At 38.2% G+C, this 18,670-nt stretch carries 17 protein-coding genes; all 17 read left to right on the top strand.

Features of this window, described 5'->3' with window-relative positions:
- The first annotated feature begins 378 nt into the window (after positions 1-378).
- On the top strand, positions 379-1,140 hold the full coding sequence (locus tag AS180_RS00475; protein WP_025908581.1) for a ClpP family protease: 762 nt from the start codon (positions 379-381) through the stop codon (positions 1,138-1,140).
- On the top strand, positions 1,137-1,346 hold the full coding sequence (locus tag AS180_RS00470) for a YlzJ-like family protein (protein ID WP_025908582.1): 210 nt from the start codon (positions 1,137-1,139) through the stop codon (positions 1,344-1,346). Before AS180_RS00475 ends, AS180_RS00470 begins: the two co-directional genes overlap by 4 nt.
- A 137-nt stretch (positions 1,347-1,483) precedes the next feature.
- The gene (locus tag AS180_RS00465; RefSeq protein ID WP_025908583.1) at positions 1,484-3,838 is read left to right on the top strand and encodes an FtsK/SpoIIIE family DNA translocase; all 2,355 of its coding nucleotides are present in this window, start codon (positions 1,484-1,486) and stop codon (positions 3,836-3,838) included.
- 368 nt (positions 3,839-4,206) lie between these two features.
- The gene (locus tag AS180_RS00460; RefSeq protein WP_025908584.1) at positions 4,207-4,932 is read left to right on the top strand and encodes a GntR family transcriptional regulator; all 726 of its coding nucleotides are present in this window, start codon (positions 4,207-4,209) and stop codon (positions 4,930-4,932) included.
- Between the two features lie 128 nt (positions 4,933-5,060).
- On the top strand, positions 5,061-6,140 hold the full coding sequence (locus tag AS180_RS00455; protein WP_025908585.1) for a BMP family lipoprotein: 1,080 nt from the start codon (positions 5,061-5,063) through the stop codon (positions 6,138-6,140).
- 128 nt (positions 6,141-6,268) lie between these two features.
- Positions 6,269-7,798, top strand: a complete 1,530-nt coding sequence (locus AS180_RS00450) for an ABC transporter ATP-binding protein (protein ID WP_062686200.1) — start codon at positions 6,269-6,271, stop codon at positions 7,796-7,798.
- Complete coding sequence (locus AS180_RS00445) at positions 7,792-8,853, top strand: ABC transporter permease (RefSeq protein ID WP_025908587.1); 1,062 nt, start codon at positions 7,792-7,794, stop codon at positions 8,851-8,853. Before AS180_RS00450 ends, AS180_RS00445 begins: the two co-directional genes overlap by 7 nt.
- On the top strand, positions 8,850-9,809 hold the full coding sequence (locus AS180_RS00440) for an ABC transporter permease (protein WP_062686198.1): 960 nt from the start codon (positions 8,850-8,852) through the stop codon (positions 9,807-9,809). Before AS180_RS00445 ends, AS180_RS00440 begins: the two co-directional genes overlap by 4 nt.
- 623 nt (positions 9,810-10,432) lie before the next feature.
- On the top strand, positions 10,433-11,728 hold the full coding sequence (yfmF, locus tag AS180_RS00435) for an EF-P 5-aminopentanol modification-associated protein YfmF (RefSeq protein ID WP_025908589.1): 1,296 nt from the start codon (positions 10,433-10,435) through the stop codon (positions 11,726-11,728).
- Complete coding sequence (gene yfmH / locus AS180_RS00430) at positions 11,715-12,998, top strand: EF-P 5-aminopentanol modification-associated protein YfmH (protein ID WP_025908590.1); 1,284 nt, start codon at positions 11,715-11,717, stop codon at positions 12,996-12,998. Before yfmF ends, yfmH begins: the two co-directional genes overlap by 14 nt.
- A gap of 70 nt (positions 12,999-13,068) precedes the next feature.
- A complete protein-coding gene (gene ymfI, locus AS180_RS00425) occupies positions 13,069-13,794 on the top strand; it encodes an elongation factor P 5-aminopentanone reductase (protein WP_025908591.1) in 726 nt (241 codons plus the stop codon).
- Positions 13,795-13,860: 66 nt separating this feature from the next.
- A complete protein-coding gene (locus tag AS180_RS00420; protein WP_025908592.1) occupies positions 13,861-14,121 on the top strand; it encodes a DUF3243 domain-containing protein in 261 nt (86 codons plus the stop codon).
- Between the two features lie 394 nt (positions 14,122-14,515).
- On the top strand, positions 14,516-15,307 hold the full coding sequence (locus AS180_RS00415; RefSeq protein ID WP_035320247.1) for a DUF3388 domain-containing protein: 792 nt from the start codon (positions 14,516-14,518) through the stop codon (positions 15,305-15,307).
- Between the two features lie 12 nt (positions 15,308-15,319).
- Positions 15,320-16,267 carry a helix-turn-helix domain-containing protein gene (locus tag AS180_RS00410; RefSeq protein WP_225002363.1) on the top strand — a complete coding sequence of 316 codons (948 nt, stop codon included), beginning with the start codon at positions 15,320-15,322 and terminating at the stop codon, positions 16,265-16,267.
- An 87-nt stretch (positions 16,268-16,354) separates the two neighbouring features.
- Positions 16,355-16,939, top strand: coding sequence for a CDP-diacylglycerol--glycerol-3-phosphate 3-phosphatidyltransferase (gene pgsA / locus AS180_RS00405; RefSeq protein WP_025908595.1), 585 nt, complete (start codon positions 16,355-16,357; stop codon positions 16,937-16,939).
- A 13-nt stretch (positions 16,940-16,952) separates the two neighbouring features.
- Positions 16,953-18,191 (top strand): competence/damage-inducible protein A, encoded by a 1,239-nt coding sequence (locus AS180_RS00400; protein ID WP_061785730.1) that lies wholly within the window; start codon positions 16,953-16,955, stop codon positions 18,189-18,191.
- Between the two features lie 126 nt (positions 18,192-18,317).
- On the top strand, positions 18,318-18,539 hold the full coding sequence (locus AS180_RS22030; protein WP_139109134.1) for a hypothetical protein: 222 nt from the start codon (positions 18,318-18,320) through the stop codon (positions 18,537-18,539).
- Positions 18,540-18,670: the final 131 nt, after the last annotated feature.

Raw genomic sequence — 18,670 nt, 5'->3', positions numbered from 1 at the left:
CAGCGCAGCGAGGAAGCTCAGGTTCCTCCCCGCGGAAAGCGAGTGGCCGTAGCGCAATGGAACGAACGTGTTCAGACAAACCAAAAAGATTGGAACAGCTATTGTTCGTCTCTTAGAAGCAATCATTTTGTTATGTCCCAAACTCTTTTTGGTGAGTAGGAAAACAAGTTTAAAAAAGAATGGAAAGTGAGTGGCTGCAGCGCAATGGAGTAAACTTGTACTTTCAACCTAACTCGTTTAGAACAGTCAGAGTTCGCCTTTGAAAAAGAAGCATTTGGACTCTTTTTATTAAGAAACAGTATGAATTGTAAAAGCGATGGATTTAATAAAAAAGAAAAGCTCATACTAACAATATTATTGTTGGAAAGGAGCAAAATGATGTTTGAACCCAATGAAATGAATTCTTCAGAAACAGCACCACAGCAACCTGAAAAAGGTGAAGAGAATACTAAAGGTGGTATTTTGGATAAAATTCAGCAGCTAGGACAAACAAACGTTGCACAGATGCCACAGGATTCAAAGATTCACTGTTTAACAATTGTAGGGCAAGTAGAAGGGCATATGCAGCTACCGCCTCAAAATAAAACGACAAAATACGAGCATGTTATTCCACAAATTGTAGCGATTGAGCAAAACCCTAACATTGAGGGTTTATTAATTATTTTAAATACGGTAGGTGGAGACGTAGAAGCTGGTTTAGCAATTGCTGAAATGATTGCTTCTCTTTCAAAACCGTCAGTATCAATTGTGCTTGGAGGAGGACATTCAATTGGAGTCCCAATTGCAGTATCCACTCATTATTCCTTTATTGCTGGCACTGCTACAATGACAATACACCCAATCCGTTTGACGGGCTTAGTTATTGGCGTACCTCAAACATTTGAATACTTAGATAAAATGCAGGAACGGGTAGTCAATTTCGTTACGCATCATTCAAATATTACCGAAGAAAAATTTAAAGAGCTTATGTTTTCAAAAGGTAATCTAACACGAGACATTGGAACAAATGTTGTGGGAGCCGATGCAGTTGAATACGGATTAATTGATGAAGTTGGCGGGGTAGGTCAAGCTATTAAAAAGCTTAATGAGCTTATTGAACAGAAGGGTCAACATCAACAGGAGAACCAGTTATTGCAATGATTTTGTATACAATGATGCCCCAAGAGCTAATTTATCCCGATACAACACAAGCCGAGCTTCCAAAACAGAAAATGATGCAGTATAATGGCATTTCCATGCTTGTAGAAGAAAACGAATACAATCAACAGCAAATTGTCCGTATTTTAAGCACAGACCCTCAGCATTATTTAGACAAAAAATATTATCCTGGTCAAATTCTGTCGTAAGGATTTGAGTATAATTTTACTAAAACTATATGGTATAATAATAAATGAGTATGTTGCAGCCGAGTAATGGCTGCTTTTTTGTTCAGTTTATATGAATAAGAAAATCAACATAGGAAGACGTTGATTGGAGTGAGAACATGGCAAAGAAAAAGCGAAGAGGAAAATTTAAGAAAGAAGAATGGAAACGCATTGTCCGATTTGAACTCATAGGCTTATTATTATTAGCTATTACATTAATTGCGATGGCAGGGCTTGGTGCGGTTGGTCAGGCGCTTGTGCTGCTTGTTCGCCTTTTTATTGGTGAGTGGTACATGCTTATGCTAATCGGTTTGCTTGTGCTGTCAGGCTATATTATTTGGAAAAGGGCACTGCCACCGTTTATAACAAGACAACTAGTTGGTACATATTTAATTATTTTAGCAATTTTATTATTTAGTCACGTCACGCTATTTGAAAATCTTTCTAAGAATGGTACTTTTACTGATCCTTCAGTCATTTTAAATACATGGGATTTATACATGCTGGAAGCAACTGGGGAAGTAAATCGCAGTGATTTAGGTGGAGGAATGGTTGGAGCCGTTATGTTTGCGATGTTCTATTATTTATTTGACAGTTTAGGAACTGAGCTCATTGCTTCCCTCTTAATTGTGATTGGCGTGTTATTAATTACAGGACGTTCTTTACACGAAACGCTTCGAAAGGTATTAACGCCAATTGTACGCTTTTTAGTCACGGAATTAAAAGAGGGTTGGGAAGATATTACAAATTGGGCTTCTAAAAAGAAGCAAACATCTAAAGGAAAGAAAAAGCGTAAACCAGCTGTGGAAGAAGAGGAGGAGAGTGATGAACAGGAAGTAGAAGCACCTGTCATTGCAAAGCAGCCTCCAATTATTGAGCACTTTGATTATGAAGAAGAAGCTGATTCACTTCCAGCGTCTGTTCAGGCTCAGCCAGAACCTCAGCCACAGCCAACAGTTAAGCCTGTTCAACCAGTGGAAAAGAAAGAAAGCCCAGCTCAACAAGAAGAAAAGGCGCCTGTTATTTCATTTGTGGAAGCTGAAAACATGGAATATGAACTTCCACCTATCCGATTGTTAACAATGCCGAAGAAAAGTAATCAAGCAAAAGAGAAGAAGAATATTTATAAAAATGCTGAAAAACTAGAAAAAACGTTTCAAAGCTTTGGTGTAAAAGCCACGGTTGCCAAGGTTCACTTAGGACCTGCTGTTACCAAATATGAAGTATATCCGGATGTTGGGGTGAAAGTAAGTAAAATCGTAAATTTAAGCGATGACTTAGCTTTAGCTCTTGCTGCGAAAGATATTCGAATTGAAGCGCCTATTCCAGGTAAATCAGCAGTGGGTATTGAAGTCCCTAATGAAGAGGTAGCAATGGTTTCGCTTCGTGAAGTCTTGGAATCCAAAGACAAAATGGATCCTGATAAAAAGCTGCTAGTGGGGCTGGGAAGAGATATATCTGGCGACGCTGTCTTAGCGGAATTAAATAAAATGCCTCATATGCTTGTTGCCGGAGCGACAGGAAGCGGTAAAAGTGTTTGTATTAACGGAATTATCATTAGTATTTTAATGAGAACGAAGCCCCATGAAGTCAAGCTCATGATGATTGACCCTAAAATGGTGGAACTTAATATGTATAATGGTATTCCACATCTACTGGCACCCGTTGTTACTGATCCAAAGAAAGCATCTCAAGCTTTAAAGAAAGTTGTAAGCGAAATGGAGCGCCGCTATGAGCTCTTTTCACACAGTGGTACAAGAAACATTGAAGGCTATAATGATCTTGTGAAGCGCCACAATGATGACTCGGATGCTAAGCAACCGACACTACCTTACATTGTTGTTATTGTCGATGAGTTAGCTGACTTAATGATGGTTGCTTCATCAGACGTTGAAGATTCGATTACTCGTTTAGCACAGATGGCGCGTGCAGCAGGAATTCATTTAATTATTGCAACACAAAGGCCGTCTGTTGACGTTATTACAGGGGTTATTAAAGCGAATATTCCGTCTCGAATTGCGTTTAGCGTATCCTCTCAAACCGATTCTCGTACCATTTTAGATATGGGAGGAGCCGAGAAGCTGTTAGGCCGTGGAGATATGCTGTTTATGCCGGTCGGAGCTTCTAAGCCAGTACGTGTACAGGGAGCATTTCTATCTGATGAAGAAGTTGAAGAAGTGGTTGATTTCGTTATTGCTCAGCAAAAAGCGCAATACCAGGAAGAAATGATTCCAACAGACGCGCCAGAACAAGTGGAAGAAGTAGCGGATGAATTGTATGATGAGGCAGTTCAGCTTGTAGCAGAAATGCAAACAGCATCTGTTTCAATGCTACAAAGGCGCTTTAGAATTGGGTATAATCGCGCAGCTCGCCTGATTGATGCAATGGAAGAACGTGGAGTTGTCGGACCTTATGAAGGCAGTAAACCTCGAGCAGTACTTGTTTCACAACAAAACGAAGATGTTGGAACATAATTAAATGGTTAGAGAAGACGTAGAGCATATGCCCTACGTCTTTTTTTTGTCATAAATGCTGTTATTTTTTTATAAAAAGGTATTAGAAAAAAATGTGTTATCATATTTTGTTAGGTAAAATACGAATGTTATTTTTAAAAATTAATTATTTGTTTGTCTTTAATAAATAAATATTGAAATATGAGGTTGTTAGACATGCTTACATGCAACAAATAGAAAAAATCAATATTTTTTAAAAAATATTAAAATTTTTTACATAAAATTAATATAACCTATTTATTTATGTCGAAAAAAATGATATATTATTTTCGATTAAAGAGTCAAACATCAGAGGTCTGATGACTAGTTTAGGGTATGGAGGAAGTGTGATGTCTATTCGAGCGGATAATCGACATTTGTATTTACAAGTGATTGATAACATTAAACAAAACATTGAACGAGGAGTTTTTAAAGAAAAAGAGAGACTTCCATCAGAGTTTGATTTGTCAAAACAGTTAGGCGTAAGCAGAGCGACGCTGCGTGAAGCACTTCGCATATTAGAAGAAGAAAACGTCATTGTCAGAAGACATGGAGTAGGTACGTTTGTTAATGCTAAGCCAACGTTTCTTTCAGGTATTGAGCAATTAAATAGTATAACACATATGATTGAACAAGCTGGAATGAAGCCGGGTACCATTTTCTTATCGTCAAATGTGCAAGTGGCTTCAGAAAATGACATAGAGCGTTTTGGCTGTCAAATCGATGAAAAAATGCTTTTTGTTGAGCGTGTGAGAACTGCAAATAATGAGCCGGTTGTATACTGCATGGACAAAGTTCCACAAGCAATACTACCTGAAGATTTTGAATATAAGCAAGAGTCTTTATTAGAAATTCTTGAAAAACAGGCTGGCAAACATATTTCATATGCAGTAGCTCATATTGAGCCGATCGGGTACCATGAAAAAGTTTCTCCCATTTTACAATGCAGTCCAGAGACAGCACTTCTTGTACTTCGACAAATGCATTATGACCAATATGATGAACCGATTTTATATTCCATTAACTATTTCAAAGCAGATAAATTTAGTTTCCAAGTATTAAGAAAAAGAGTTTAATAGGTTTTAAGTTTTCGCAATTTTAGTAATGATTGTGCGCTGATTCTTTTAAGGAGGTGTTCAATACCAAGCGCGACGAACGTGAAGTAGAACTACGATTCTTTTACACTATTTGGGGGGTTAATAAAATGACAAAACGTAAATATGGAATGGCTTTATCACTTATGTTAGCAGCAGGTACATTATTAAGTGCCTGTGGATCTAGTGACTCAGAAAGCGGAAGCGGTGAAAAAGCGGCTTCTGATTTTAAAGTAGGGATGGTTACAGATACTGGTGGAGTTGATGACAAATCATTTAACCAATCAGCATGGGAAGGTCTTACAAAATTCGGGAAAGAAAATAAATTAGAAGAAGGTACAGGTTATAAATATCTGCAATCGGCTGAAGCTGCTGAATACCAAAGTAACTTATCAACGTTTGCTGAAGCAGGCTATAACCTTACGTACGGTATCGGTTTCTTACTGAAAGAGGACATTAAAAAAGTAGCTGGTCAATATCCAGAATCACATTTTGCACTAGTTGATGACACATTAAAGTCAGAAAACTTAGATAACGTTGCAAGCATTCTATTTAACGAAGAGCAAGGCTCATTCTTAGTAGGTGTAGTTGCAGCTAAACAAACAGCAACCAATAAAATCGGCTTTGTTGGTGGAGTAGAATCTCCGTTAATTAAAAAGTTTGAAAATGGCTTTAAAGCAGGTGTTAAAGCTGTAAACCCAGACGCTGAGATAGTTGTTCAGTACGCGGAAGACTTCAACGCTCCAGAAAAAGGTTCAGCGATTGCATCAACAATGTATAGTCAAGGTGCTGACATTGTATATCACGCAGCAGGTGGTACTGGTAACGGAGTATTCACTGAAGCGAAAAACCGTGCGAAAAAAGGTGAAAAGGTTTGGGTAATTGGCGTAGACCGTGACCAACACCAAGAAGGTATGCCAGAAAACGTAACGCTAACATCGATGGTAAAACGTGTGGATATTGCGGTTGAAGAAGTAGCAAAACAAGCAAAAGACGGAAAATTCCCTGGTGGAGAAGAAGTAGTGTTTGGACTTCAAGAAGATGCGGTTGGTATTGCTCCAACTATGGATAATGTAACAGACGAGTCAAAAACCGCGGTTGAAGAGTACAAGCAAAAAATCTTAGATGGCGAAATTAAAGTACCAGCAACAGATGATGCATATAAAGAATTTGAGAAAACTCTTAAATAATTCTTCATATCACAACAGGATAGATATGAAAAAGGCTAGTGAACCACTAGCCTTTTTCATAGCCTTTAAGATGATAAGAAATCCAAAGTAATAGACTTTACTCTAGATACAAATAGGGAGTGAACATAGTGGAATATGTAATTGAAATGCTAAATATTCGTAAAGAGTTTCCGGGTATCATAGCGAATGATAACATTACACTCCAAGTGAAAAAAGGAGAAATCCATGCTTTACTAGGTGAAAATGGTGCAGGGAAATCAACGCTGATGAACGTTCTTTTTGGGCTTTATCAACCTGAAAAAGGTGAAATAAAGGTCAAAGGAAAAGCTGTTAAAATTACGAATCCAAATATTGCAAATGACCTAGGAATTGGAATGGTTCACCAGCACTTTATGCTTGTGCAAAATTTCACGGTTACTGAAAATATTATCCTCGGAAATGAGCCTACAAAAGCAGGAAAGATTAACATTGCAAAAGCTGCTAAAGAGATTGAGGCATTATCAAATCAATACGGGCTTTCTGTTGATCCATATGCAAAAATTGAGGATATTTCAGTTGGTATGCAGCAACGTGTCGAAATTTTAAAAACCTTATATCGCGGTGCAGAAATCTTAATCTTTGATGAGCCGACAGCGACTCTTACACCTCAAGAAATCACAGAATTAATTGAAATTATGAAGCGTTTAATTAAAGAAGGAAAATCCATTATTTTAATTACTCATAAATTAAAAGAAATTATGGCAGTTTGTGATCGGTGTACGATTATTCGCAAAGGTGTAGGGATTGGAACAGTGACGGTTTCTGAGACCAATCCAGATGAATTGGCGTCCTTAATGGTTGGACGTGAAGTGCATTTTAAAACAGAAAAGAAAACAGCAGAACCAAAAGATGCTGTGTTAACAATAGATGGCTTAGTCGTGGAAGATGCCCGCGGAGTAGCAGCTGTTAATGATCTATCGCTAACTGTCAGAGCGGGTGAAATTGTAGGAATTGCAGGAGTAGATGGTAATGGGCAAACGGAACTAATTGAAGCCCTCACAGGTCTTACAAAAATCAAATCAGGTTTTATTAAGCTAAATGAAAGTGACCTCACAAAGCTATCAGCACGTAAAATTACTGAATCAGGTGTAGGACATATTCCTCAAGACCGCCATAAGCACGGCCTTGTTTTGGACTACACAATTGGTGAAAATATCGCACTTCAAACGTATTACAAAGAACCAATGTCTAAAAGAGGTATTTTGAACTATAAAGAGATTTATAGAAAAGCGAAAGAACTCATTGCAGAATATGATGTTCGCACACCGAGTGAGTATACGCAAGCTCGATCCCTTTCTGGAGGTAACCAGCAAAAAGCCATTATCGCTCGTGAAGTAGACCGCAGTCCGGAGTTATTAATTGCAGCTCAGCCGACACGCGGATTGGATGTGGGAGCAATTGAGTTTATTCATCGTAAATTAATCGAAGAGCGTGATAAAGGAAGAGCGGTTCTTCTTGTATCTTTAGAACTGGATGAAGTTATGAATTTAAGTGATCGTATAGCTGTTGTCTACGAAGGTAAAATCGTTGATATTGTGAATCCAAACGAGACGAATGAGCAGGAGCTTGGGTTATTAATGGCAGGCGGAAAGCGCGAGAAAGCAGGTGAAACATCATGAAATGGCTAAGAAATGAGCGAACCATTCATATTCTAATTCCAGTTATCTCGGCAATTTTAGGATTACTTGCTGGTGCAATTATCATGGTTCTTGGAGGCTATGATGCGGTAAAAGGGTATGATTCTTTATTTAACGGTATGTTGGGTAGTCCAAAAGTTATAGGTGAAACGATTCGTGCAATGACGCCTCTTGCTTTAGCTGGTATTGCCGTGGCGTTTGCCTATAAGACAGGCTTATTTAATATTGGGGTAGAAGGTCAGCTACTCGTTGGCTGGTTAGCAGCGGTTTGGGTAGGCTACGCTTTTGAACTTCCGTCTGTTATTCATATACCACTCGCAATCCTTGCAGCAGGTGTTGCTGGTGCATTGTGGGCCTTTATTCCTGGGTTTTTAAAAGCACGCTTTCATGTTCATGAGGTTATTGTCTCTATTATGATGAACTATATTGCACTGTATACAACCAGCAGTATCATTCGTGAGTTTTTATATGCAGGAAATGAAAAATCGTACAACATCCATGAGTCAGCTTCATTGGCATCTTCATTTTTAGCTGAAGCAACGAACAATTCTCGTTTACACTATGGGATTATTGTCGCGTTTTTAGCAGCTTTTGTAATGTGGTTTCTATTGAACAAAACGTCAAAAGGCTTTGAACTTCGGGCCGTTGGGTTTAATCAGCAGGCTTCTAAATATGCAGGGATGAATGTATCGCGCAACATCATCCTTTCCATGTCAGTATCCGGTGCATTTGCAGGATTAGCCGGTGCAATGGAAGGCCTTGGTACATTCCAATATATGAATACTTTTACGTCATTTACTGGAACAGGGTTCGATGGAATTGCTGTTGCTCTTTTAGGAGCCAATAGTGCAATTGGTATCTTACTTGCTTCTTTCCTATTTGGAGGGTTGCAAACAGCAGCACCACAAATGAACTTTATGGCGGGAGTGCCGTCGGAATTAATTGAGATTGTTATCGCTCTTATCATTTTCTTCGTGGCGTCCAGTTACCTTATTCGTTGGATTATTGGTCGTTTAAGTAAAGGAGGAGCACAATGAGTTTCTTAGACGTTTTAATTATAATTATTCCAGCTGCGCTGTACTCTGCGGCACCGCTTATTTTTACAGCATTAGGTGGAGTGTTCAGTGAGAAGTCTGGTGTTGTAAATATTGGTCTTGAAGGTCTTATGATGTTTGGTGCATTTACGGGAATTGTTTCAACACTACTTCTTCAAGATTCATTGGGTGCATGGGCACCTTGGGTTTCAATTTTAATTGCAGCAGGGGTTTGTGCAATCTTTTCACTTATTCATGCCGTAGCAAGTATTACGCTTAAAGCAGATCAAGTAGTCAGCGGAGTTGCGCTCAACTTCTTAGCTGGAGGTTTATCTATCTTTTTAATCAAGAAAATCTTTGGAAAAGGACAAACGGATTTTATTCAATCCCGTATTGATAAAACAAGCATTCCTGTTCTATCTGATATCCCGGTTATTGGTAAGCTATTTTTCTCTAATGTTCCAGTGACGTCATACTTAGCAATTTTGTTAGCCTTTGTTGTATGGTATATCATTTACAAAACGCCGTTTGGGCTGCGTCTTCGTTCTGTAGGTGAACATCCGATGGCTGCAGATACAATGGGAATTAAAGTTATCAGAATGAGATATGTAGGCGTTATGCTATCTGGTGTGTTAGCAGGTATCGGTGGTGCTGTATATGCAACATCAATCGCCACAAATTTTTCAGCAGGTACCATTTCTGGACAGGGCTTCTTAGCGCTTGCTGCCATGATCTTTGGAAAATGGCATCCAATTGGTGCGATGGGAGCGGCTCTCTTCTTTGGCTTAGCACAATCCCTAAGTATTACAGGAGCACAGATTCCAGTTATTCAAGACATTCCAACTGTTATTTTAACAATTGCTCCTTACGTCTTAACAATTTTGGCGCTAGCTGGATTTGTCGGTCGAGCAGAGGCACCGAAAGCACTTGGTACGCCTTATGAAAAAGGTAAAAGATAATAGAATGGTTTTCTGAGGCTAGGACATACGTATTTCAGTTAATGATCTATCCGAACTATCGCGAGTTAACTCCTTTCGATAGTTTGGATATTTTTTGTTAGTGCGGAAAACAATTAAAAAACTAGTGAAATGAAGCGTAGGACACGCGACTGCTGGGGGAGATAAAGGAAGAGCTGAGACCCAGCAGCGCAGCAAAGAGGCTGGGATTCCGCCCCATGGAAAGCGAGTGTCTGCAACGCAATGGAACGAACTTGTTTTTAAAAACTAACTATTGTAGAAAAATCATGATTCGTTTTTGAGAAGAGGTCATTTAGTTATGTTCCAGCCTCTCTTAGTTCAGATGTAGTTTGTGGAAAAAGGAAAGTGTTTCTGTCACAGTGAATGTACAAATACAAGGTGAACTGTTAATTGGAAATATAATTTATTTTGCACCTATGCAAAAAAGCCAAATTGCTTATCTTATTTACTCTTTATTCAAGAAGGACTTATACGAAAGTTGTTTCCTTGAAAATCTTTCCTCTAATTGGATATAGTGAAGGTAAGACTAAAAACGGCAAAATAAACTAAAAATAAAGGTATTGTGTTGTTTTTAGCAAACTTACTATTAATAAGGAGGTATCTCTATGAAATTGTTGACTGAACAAAAGCACGAATTGAATGGCTTAACGCTACATACAATTCCAACTACAAAGTATAAAACCAATACGTTTATTTTAAAATTAAATGCTCCATTGAATGAAAAAACGGTGACGATGCGAGCTCTTTTACCTTATGTATTACAAAGTGCTACAGAATCTTTTCCAACGACAACACAGCTGCGTACATATTTAGATGAACTCTATGGTGCAACTTTGCAGGTGGATTTGACGAAAAAAGGTGATAACCACGATATAACCATTCGAATTGATATAGCGAACGAAAAATATTTAAAAGATTCAACTCCTCTTCTTCAAAAAGCACTCACGCTGCTTGGTGAAATTCTCTTGAAGCCGGCAACGGAGGAGGGAGCTTTCTTAAATGATGCAATGGAAAAAGAAAAGCGCTCTCTGCGTCAACGTATTCAAGCAGTCTTTGACGATAAAATGCGCTATGCAAACCTTCGCTTAGTTGAAGAGATGTGTAAGGAAGAGCCGTACTCTCTACATGTTAATGGTCGAATTGATGATATTGAGTCGATTACAGCAGCTACGCTTTATGAGTATTATCAACATGTATTAAAAGAAGACGCCATTCATCTCTATGTCATTGGCGATTTTCATGAACAAGAAGTAAAAACCACGGTTGAGCAAGCGTTTGATTTGCCGCAGCGTCAACCAAAAGAAATCAAACGTTCAATTACGAAAAAAGAAATTACCGATGTAAATGAAGTCGTAGAAAAACAAGAGGTAAAGCAAGGGAAGTTAAACATTGGCTACCGTACAAACGTTGTATACGGAGATCGTCAGTACTTTGCTCTTCAAGTGTTTAACGGTATATTTGGCGGCTTTTCTCATTCAAAGTTGTTCATCAATGTCCGTGAAAAAGCAAGCTTAGCTTACTATGCTGCATCGCGAGTTGAAAGTCATAAAGGTCTTCTGATGGTTATGTCAGGAATCGATGCGAAAAACTATGATCAGGCTGTAACCATTATTAAAGAACAAATGGAAGAAATGAAAAATGGATCGTTTACCGATAGCGAAATCGCTCAAACAAAAGCAGTTATTCATAATCAACTGTTAGAAACGGTGGATACACCACGAGGGCTGGTTGAAGTTATGTACCATAATGAATTAACAGGGAAAAGTATTTCCGTTGATGAATACCTCAAACAAATTGATGCAGTATCAAAACAAGAAATTGTGAAAGTAGCTGAGAATATTCAGATGGATACAGTGTATTTCTTAACAGGAAAAGGCGGTGAAAACAATGGAGAAAATTGAATTTTCCCAGCTGAAAGAGCAGCTTTATCATGAAAAAATGGACAATGGATTAGAAGTTTATATTTTACCAAAGCCTGAATTTAACAAGACGTTTGCGACGTTTACCACAAAATATGGTTCCGTTGACAATCAGTTTGTTCCGCTTGGGGAAGATAAAATGATTAAAGTTCCTGATGGGATTGCGCATTTTCTAGAGCATAAGCTGTTTGAAAAAGAAGATGGTGATGTATTCCAACAATTTAGCAAGCAGGGGGCATCTGCCAATGCATTTACATCATTTACGCGAACAGCATATTTATTTAGCTGTACGTCTAACTTTGAACAAAATTTAGAGACGCTTGTAGACTTTGTTCAAGAACCGTATTTCTCTGAAAAGACAGTCGAGAAAGAAAAAGGAATTATTGGACAAGAGATTACGATGTATGATGATAATCCGGACTGGCGCTTGTACTTTGGAACAATTCAAAACATGTATAAAAATCATCCTGTGAAAATTGATATTGCTGGTACCATCGAGTCCATTTCTCATATTACAAAGGATTTGCTTTATACGTGCTACGAAACGTTTTATCATCCGAGTAATATGTTATTATTTGTGGTAGGGCCCGTTGATGCAGAAAAGGTAATGACTCAAATTCGTGAAAATCAAGCTAAAAAAGATTATGAAGATATGCCTGAAATTACTCGTCATTTTGATAAAGAACCAGAAACAGTAGCGGAACAAAAGCAGGTATTAAATATGCCTGTTCAAGCCTCTAAAGCAATGGTTGGTTTAAAAACAAGAAAGCCTGAACGTTCGGGGCAAGATATGCTTCGACATGAGCTTGCAATGAACATTGTACTTGACCTTGCGTTTGGAAAAAGCTCTTCTTACTATGAGGAACTTTATAAAAATGGACTGATTGATGAGACATTCTCATACGACTATACTGAAGAAAATGGCTTTGGTTTTGCGTTAATTGGTGGAGATACAGAAAATCCGGAAAAATTTTATGCTCGCATTAAAGAAATTTTGCTTGAAGTGAAATCCAACGGTTTGCAAGAAGAAGAATTAGAACGAGTAAGAAAGAAAAAAATTGGAGAATTTTTGCGAGCTTTAAATTCTCCAGAGTTTATTGCCAATCAGTTTACTCGCTATGCGTTTAACGATATGAATTTATTTGATGTTGTAGATACGCTTGAGAAACTGACAGTTGCAGATGTGAAGCACGTAATGGATGATATGATCCATGAGGAGAGCTTTACTGTATGTGAGGTTGTACCAAAATAAGTGATAAGATAGTATATGAAAAGCTGACGTTGAGTCAGCTTTTTTAATGGATAATATAAGGAGAATCAACATGGAGAAATATGCGCTAATTACAGGAGCAAGTGGCGGAATTGGCAGTGCTATTGCGGAGAAAATGGTAAAGGAAGGGTATGGGGTAGTTCTGCATTACCACCAAAACGAAGCTTCAGTTAACGAAATTGCTAGCCGACTTCGCTTCTACACAAATAATATTATCGTTGTGCAAGGAGATTTATCTTCAAAAGAGGGCGTAGATCGGTTTTTAGCTACTCTTTCTGTTCCGATAGACGTACTTATTTATAATAGCGGTCAAAGTTTATCAGGATTAATGACTGATGTTTCAGATAACCAAATTGAAGAAATGGTTTATTTAAGCGTAACGGCTCTTTATCGAATCACCAAGTTTGTTCTTCCTAAAATGATTCAGAAGAAAAATGGGAATATTATCGTTGTCTCATCTATTTGGGGATTAGAAGGAGCTTCTTATGAAGTGTTGTATTCAATGGTGAAAGGCGCTCAGAATACTTTTGTCAAAGCATTGGCCAAAGAGGTTGCGTTAAGTGGAGTTCGAGTAAATGGGATTGCACCAGGAGCTATTTTAACAAATATGTTAGCCGATTATACAGAAGAAGATGTTGAAATGATGGAGCAAGAAATTCCCATGGGACGGATTGGGAAGCCGTCAGAAATTGCAGATGTTGTGGCTTATCTAACGTCTAATCAGTCTTCTTATATGACAGGGCAAATTTTATCAGTAGATGGCGGTTGGCATACATAATAACGTGAATAAAAAAGAGGAAGGTGTACAAACTATGATATGAATAAACCTTAAGGAGGGCTACTCATGTCAGTATTAGACAATTGGGATAACTGGAAAAACTTTTTAGGCGATCGCTTACATCATGCTCAAGACGAGGGTATGAACAACGACGTAATCAATGACTTAGCATATCAAATTGGTGGCTACTTAGCGAACCAAGTTGACGCAAAAAACGAACAAGAAAAAGTATTAGCAGATTTATGGAGCGTTGCTTCAAAAGAAGAGCAACATGCAATTGCTAATATGATGGTGAAGCTTGTTCAAAACAATGGTTCTGCTCATTAATATAACCATGCTAATGAAATGAACAAAAGAAGGAGTCGGCTCAAGTTTTTTGAGAAACGACTCTTTTTTATTTATAAATAAGTCAATGATAAGCAAAGATAAAAAATACAGCGCTTACAATAAGAACATTTACATAAGAAATAGGTTTTACACTTTATAATTTAATGAAAATCATTTATATTTAAATTATGTGAAAAAAGGGGAAAGATAACAGCGGGTACCATTTCATAGGCTCGCATTTTTTACGTATCTAATAACAGCTTCTCCGAGTAGTGTTTGAGGTGATTTATTAATCGTTCTTCAAGCATTTTTGTGCTGTGAATGAGCGTTTTAATATGTTCATTCTATTATTGGATTAGGTTTAGACGGAACAAATGGGATGAGGAGGGGTTTCGTGAATAAAATTGAGTGGTACTTAGAATATCAAATACAGAAAAATCGACCTGGTTTATTGGGAGACATTTCGTCTCTTTTAGGAATGTTGGCAATTAATATTGTTACAATTAATGGGGTAGATGACAAAAGGCGTGGTTTATTACTAAGGTGTGATTCCCATGAGCAAATTGAGCGGCTTGAATCTATATTAAAAACAATGGATAATATTGTTGTGACAAAGATGCGTCCTCCCAAGCTACGAGATCGTTTAGCTGTTCGTCACGGTCGTTACATTCAACGAGATGCTGATGATAAAAAGACATTTCGATTTGTACGAGATGAACTTGGACTGCTAGTGGACTTTATGGCAGAGCTTTTTAAGCAAGATGGTCATAAGTTAATTGGTATCAGGGGAATGCCTCGTGTAGGTAAAACAGAGTCGATTGTTGCTGCTAGTGTTTGTGCGAATAAGCGATGGTTATTTGTATCATCAACGCTTTTAAAACAAACGATTCGCAGTCAGCTAATTGAAGATGAGTATAATTCTAATAACATCTTTATCATTGACGGTATTGTATCAACAAGAAGGGCGAATGAGAAACACTGGCAGCTCGTTCGTGAAATTATGAATGTGCCTGCGACAAAGATTGTTGAGCATCCCGATGTATTTGTACAAAATAGTGAATATACGCTGGATGACTTTGCATATATCATTGAATTACGAAATGATCCAGATGAAGAGATTACATATGAAGTCATTGAAGGCTCGCAAATGTTTCCAAACGGTGGATTATCCATGTTTGATTTTTAGCATAATTGGTAGGTGTTAATATTGACAGAGTTAGGGCAAAGGTTAAGACAAGAGCGAGAAAATAAAGGGATGTCGCTAGAGGATTTACAAAAAAACACAAAAATTCAAAAGCGCTATTTGATTGGTATTGAAGAAGGCAACTATGATGTAATGCCAGGGAAATTTTATGTGCGAGCGTTTATCAAACAGTATTGTGAAGCTGTAGGATTGAATCCTGATGACATTTTTGATCAGTACAAAACGGATATTCCAACGACTCAAACCGATGATATTCCACAGCCGTTATCTCGTGTTCGCAGTCGAAAAGAAATTCCCCAAAATACGAAAGCGTCAAAAGCAGCAGATTATTTACCGACGATTTTAGTAGTTGCTGGTGTGCTGGTAGTCGGAATTATCATTTGGGTGATTGCTCAAAATATTGTATCCGGGCGTCAAGAAGATCAGGCTGCAAATACTGAACAAACGAATAACGAAGTACAACAATCTGAAGAGCAGCAAGCATCTAATGAAGATCAAGCTGCTAAAGAAGCGGCAGAAAAAGAAGCAATAGAAAAAGAAAAGGCAGAAAAAGAAAAAGCTGCTAAAGAAGATGAAGAGAAAAAAGATGAAGAAAAAGAAGAAACAAAGCAAGCTTATAAAGAAGTTCAAAAGTCAGGCCGCAATGGAACATATGAGCTATCTGGAACAGATGAGTTTAAGCTAGAAGTGTCGTCTACTCAAGCTGATACATGGTTAGATGTAAAAAATGGTAAGGGCAATTCATTTTATAATGCCATGTTAAAAAATGGTGAGACAAAAGAGTTTGACTTCACGAAAGAAAGTGAAGTTCGAGTGAATATTGGATTCTCACCAGGGGTACAATTGAAAATTAATGGACAAGATGTTTCTTTACCGTTTGATGCAAATCAACAGGTTAGACAAGTTGTAACGATTAAATATGAGCAGGAAAAAGCTCAATAAGTAGCTTAGCAGTATCAAAAATGGTTAAGTCGTGCCGACAACAGTTTGCACGGCTTACGTTTTTGTATGTAATTGGAGGAAACAATAGTGAATTTACCAAATAAGATTACAATCTCTCGAATTTTTTTAATCCCGCTTTTTTTAATTTTAATGATGGCACCGTTACCTTTTGGTGAAGTTAGCGCTGCTGGAATGGACGTGCCAATCGCTCATTTATTAGGGGCAGCGTTATTTATTATTGCGTCTACAACAGACTGGATCGACGGGTACTACGCTCGTAAGTATAATATGGTTACAAACCTTGGGAAATTTTTAGATCCGCTAGCAGATAAGCTATTGGTTTCAGCAGCTTTGATTGCTATTGTAGACTTAGACTTAATTGCCGGTGCAGGTTGGGCTGCAATTATTATTATTAGCCGCGAATTTGGAGTAACAGGCTTACGTTTAGTTCTTGCTGGAGAAGGTGAAGTCGTTGCTGCAAATATGCTAGGTAAAATTAAAACGTGGACACAAATTATTGCTATTTCAGCTATTTTACTTTATAACTTACCCTTTGAATTTGTGTCATTTCCATTTGCAGCAATTGCCCTATGGATTTCTGTTGTATTTACAGTAATTTCTGGATGGGATTACTTTGCGAAAAACAAGCAAGCATTTGTTAATTCAAAATAATGGGGATGATTTCATGAACGCGGAAATTATTGGAGTAGGCTCAGAACTTTTGCTAGGCCAAATTGCCAATACAAACGCGCAATACCTATCTAAAAAGTTTGCAGAGCTTGGTATTAACGTATATTATCATACGGTAGTTGGCGATAATGAAAGCCGATTGAAAGAAGCAATTTTGACCGCCAAAAAACGTGCGGATTTGATTGTGTTTACAGGTGGGCTTGGACCAACCAAAGATGACCTTACAAAAGAAACAATTGCTTCAGAACTAGGTGTCTCACTTGTAACAGATCAGCAAGCGCTTGAAAGTATCGAAGCGTATTTCGAAAAAACGAATCGGACAATGACGCCTAATAATAGGAAGCAAGCAATTGTACTTGAAGGTGCAACAATACTGCCAAACGATTATGGAATGGCACCAGGAATGGGCATTACGGTGCGTGGTATTCACTACATGTTATTTCCTGGTCCACCAAAGGAACTTTACCCTATGTATGAATCGTATGGACAAGCATATTTAGCAGAAAAGCTAGATATGAAAGAGCAAATTGAATCTCGCGTTTTACGTTTCTTTGGAATTGGAGAGTCTCAGTTAGAAACAGATATTGAGGATTTATTAGATGCACAAACAAACCCAACCATTGCGCCGTTAGCTGCTGATGGAGAAGTAACGCTTCGCTTAACGGCTAAGCATGGAGATGTGGTTGAGGCTCATCGAATGCTTGATGAAGTAGAAAAGCAGATTATGAGCCGTGTAGGAGAGTTTTTCTACGGATACGATATGACATCTCTACAGGCTGAACTCATTGCTACAATGCGAGAGCAAGAAGTGACCGTTGCTTCAGCTGAAAGTTTAACTGGCGGATTGTTTAGTGGGACGCTAACGAGCATTCCTGGAGCTGGAGATGTTGTAAAAGGTAGCATTGTTGCTTATCACACTGAGGTAAAGCACAATGTGCTACATGTAGCAAAAGAAACCCTAGAGCAAGACGGGGCAGTTAGCGAGAGATGCGCAGAAGAAATGGCTGTTGGTGTGAAAAAGCTGACAGGCTCTGATGTTGGTATTAGCTTTACAGGCGTCGCTGGTCCGTCTAAGCAAGAAGGTAAAGAAGTTGGTACAGTTTACATTGGTATAGCTTTTAAAAATGAAAAAACACGCGTGTATTCGCTAAAGCTTACAGGCAGTCGTGATGGTATCCGTAAACGCACTGTGAATTATGGAATTTATTATCTTTTACAACTATTGAAACAGTAATATATTGAAGCGGTGTGAGGCTGGGACATAAGTAATTCAGCCAATGATAAACCTGAACGATTGAGAGTTTCTCACTTTTAATCGTTCAGGTTTTTTGTTGATTGTGAAAACAATGTTGGAAACAGGGTGGAATGGAGCGTAGGGCACTCGACTCCTGCGGGAAAGAGAGGGAAAACTGAGATCCCGCAGCGCAGCGAGGAAGCTCAGGTTCCTCCCCGCGGAAAGCGAGTGGCCGTAGCGCAATGGAACGAACGTGTTGAGACAAACCAAAAAGATTGGAACAGCTATTGTTCGTCTCTTAGAAGCAATCTTTTGTTATGTCCCAAACTCTTTTCCTTCATAAAATAGTTATTTTTTTAAAATATGGTCTTGGCTGTTAAAATAAAAAAATCGAACGTTTATTCGCTTTTTTGCTTGTCAAATGACTCAAAAGCGAGTATAGTTATGTATAGAAAGTTAATTAAAACGTCATTGCTACT

The sequence above is a fragment of the Priestia veravalensis genome, assembly GCF_001457055.1.
GTDB lineage: Bacteria > Bacillota > Bacilli > Bacillales > Bacillaceae_H > Priestia > Priestia flexa.
This window is presented reverse-complemented; position numbering and strand designations above follow the sequence as displayed.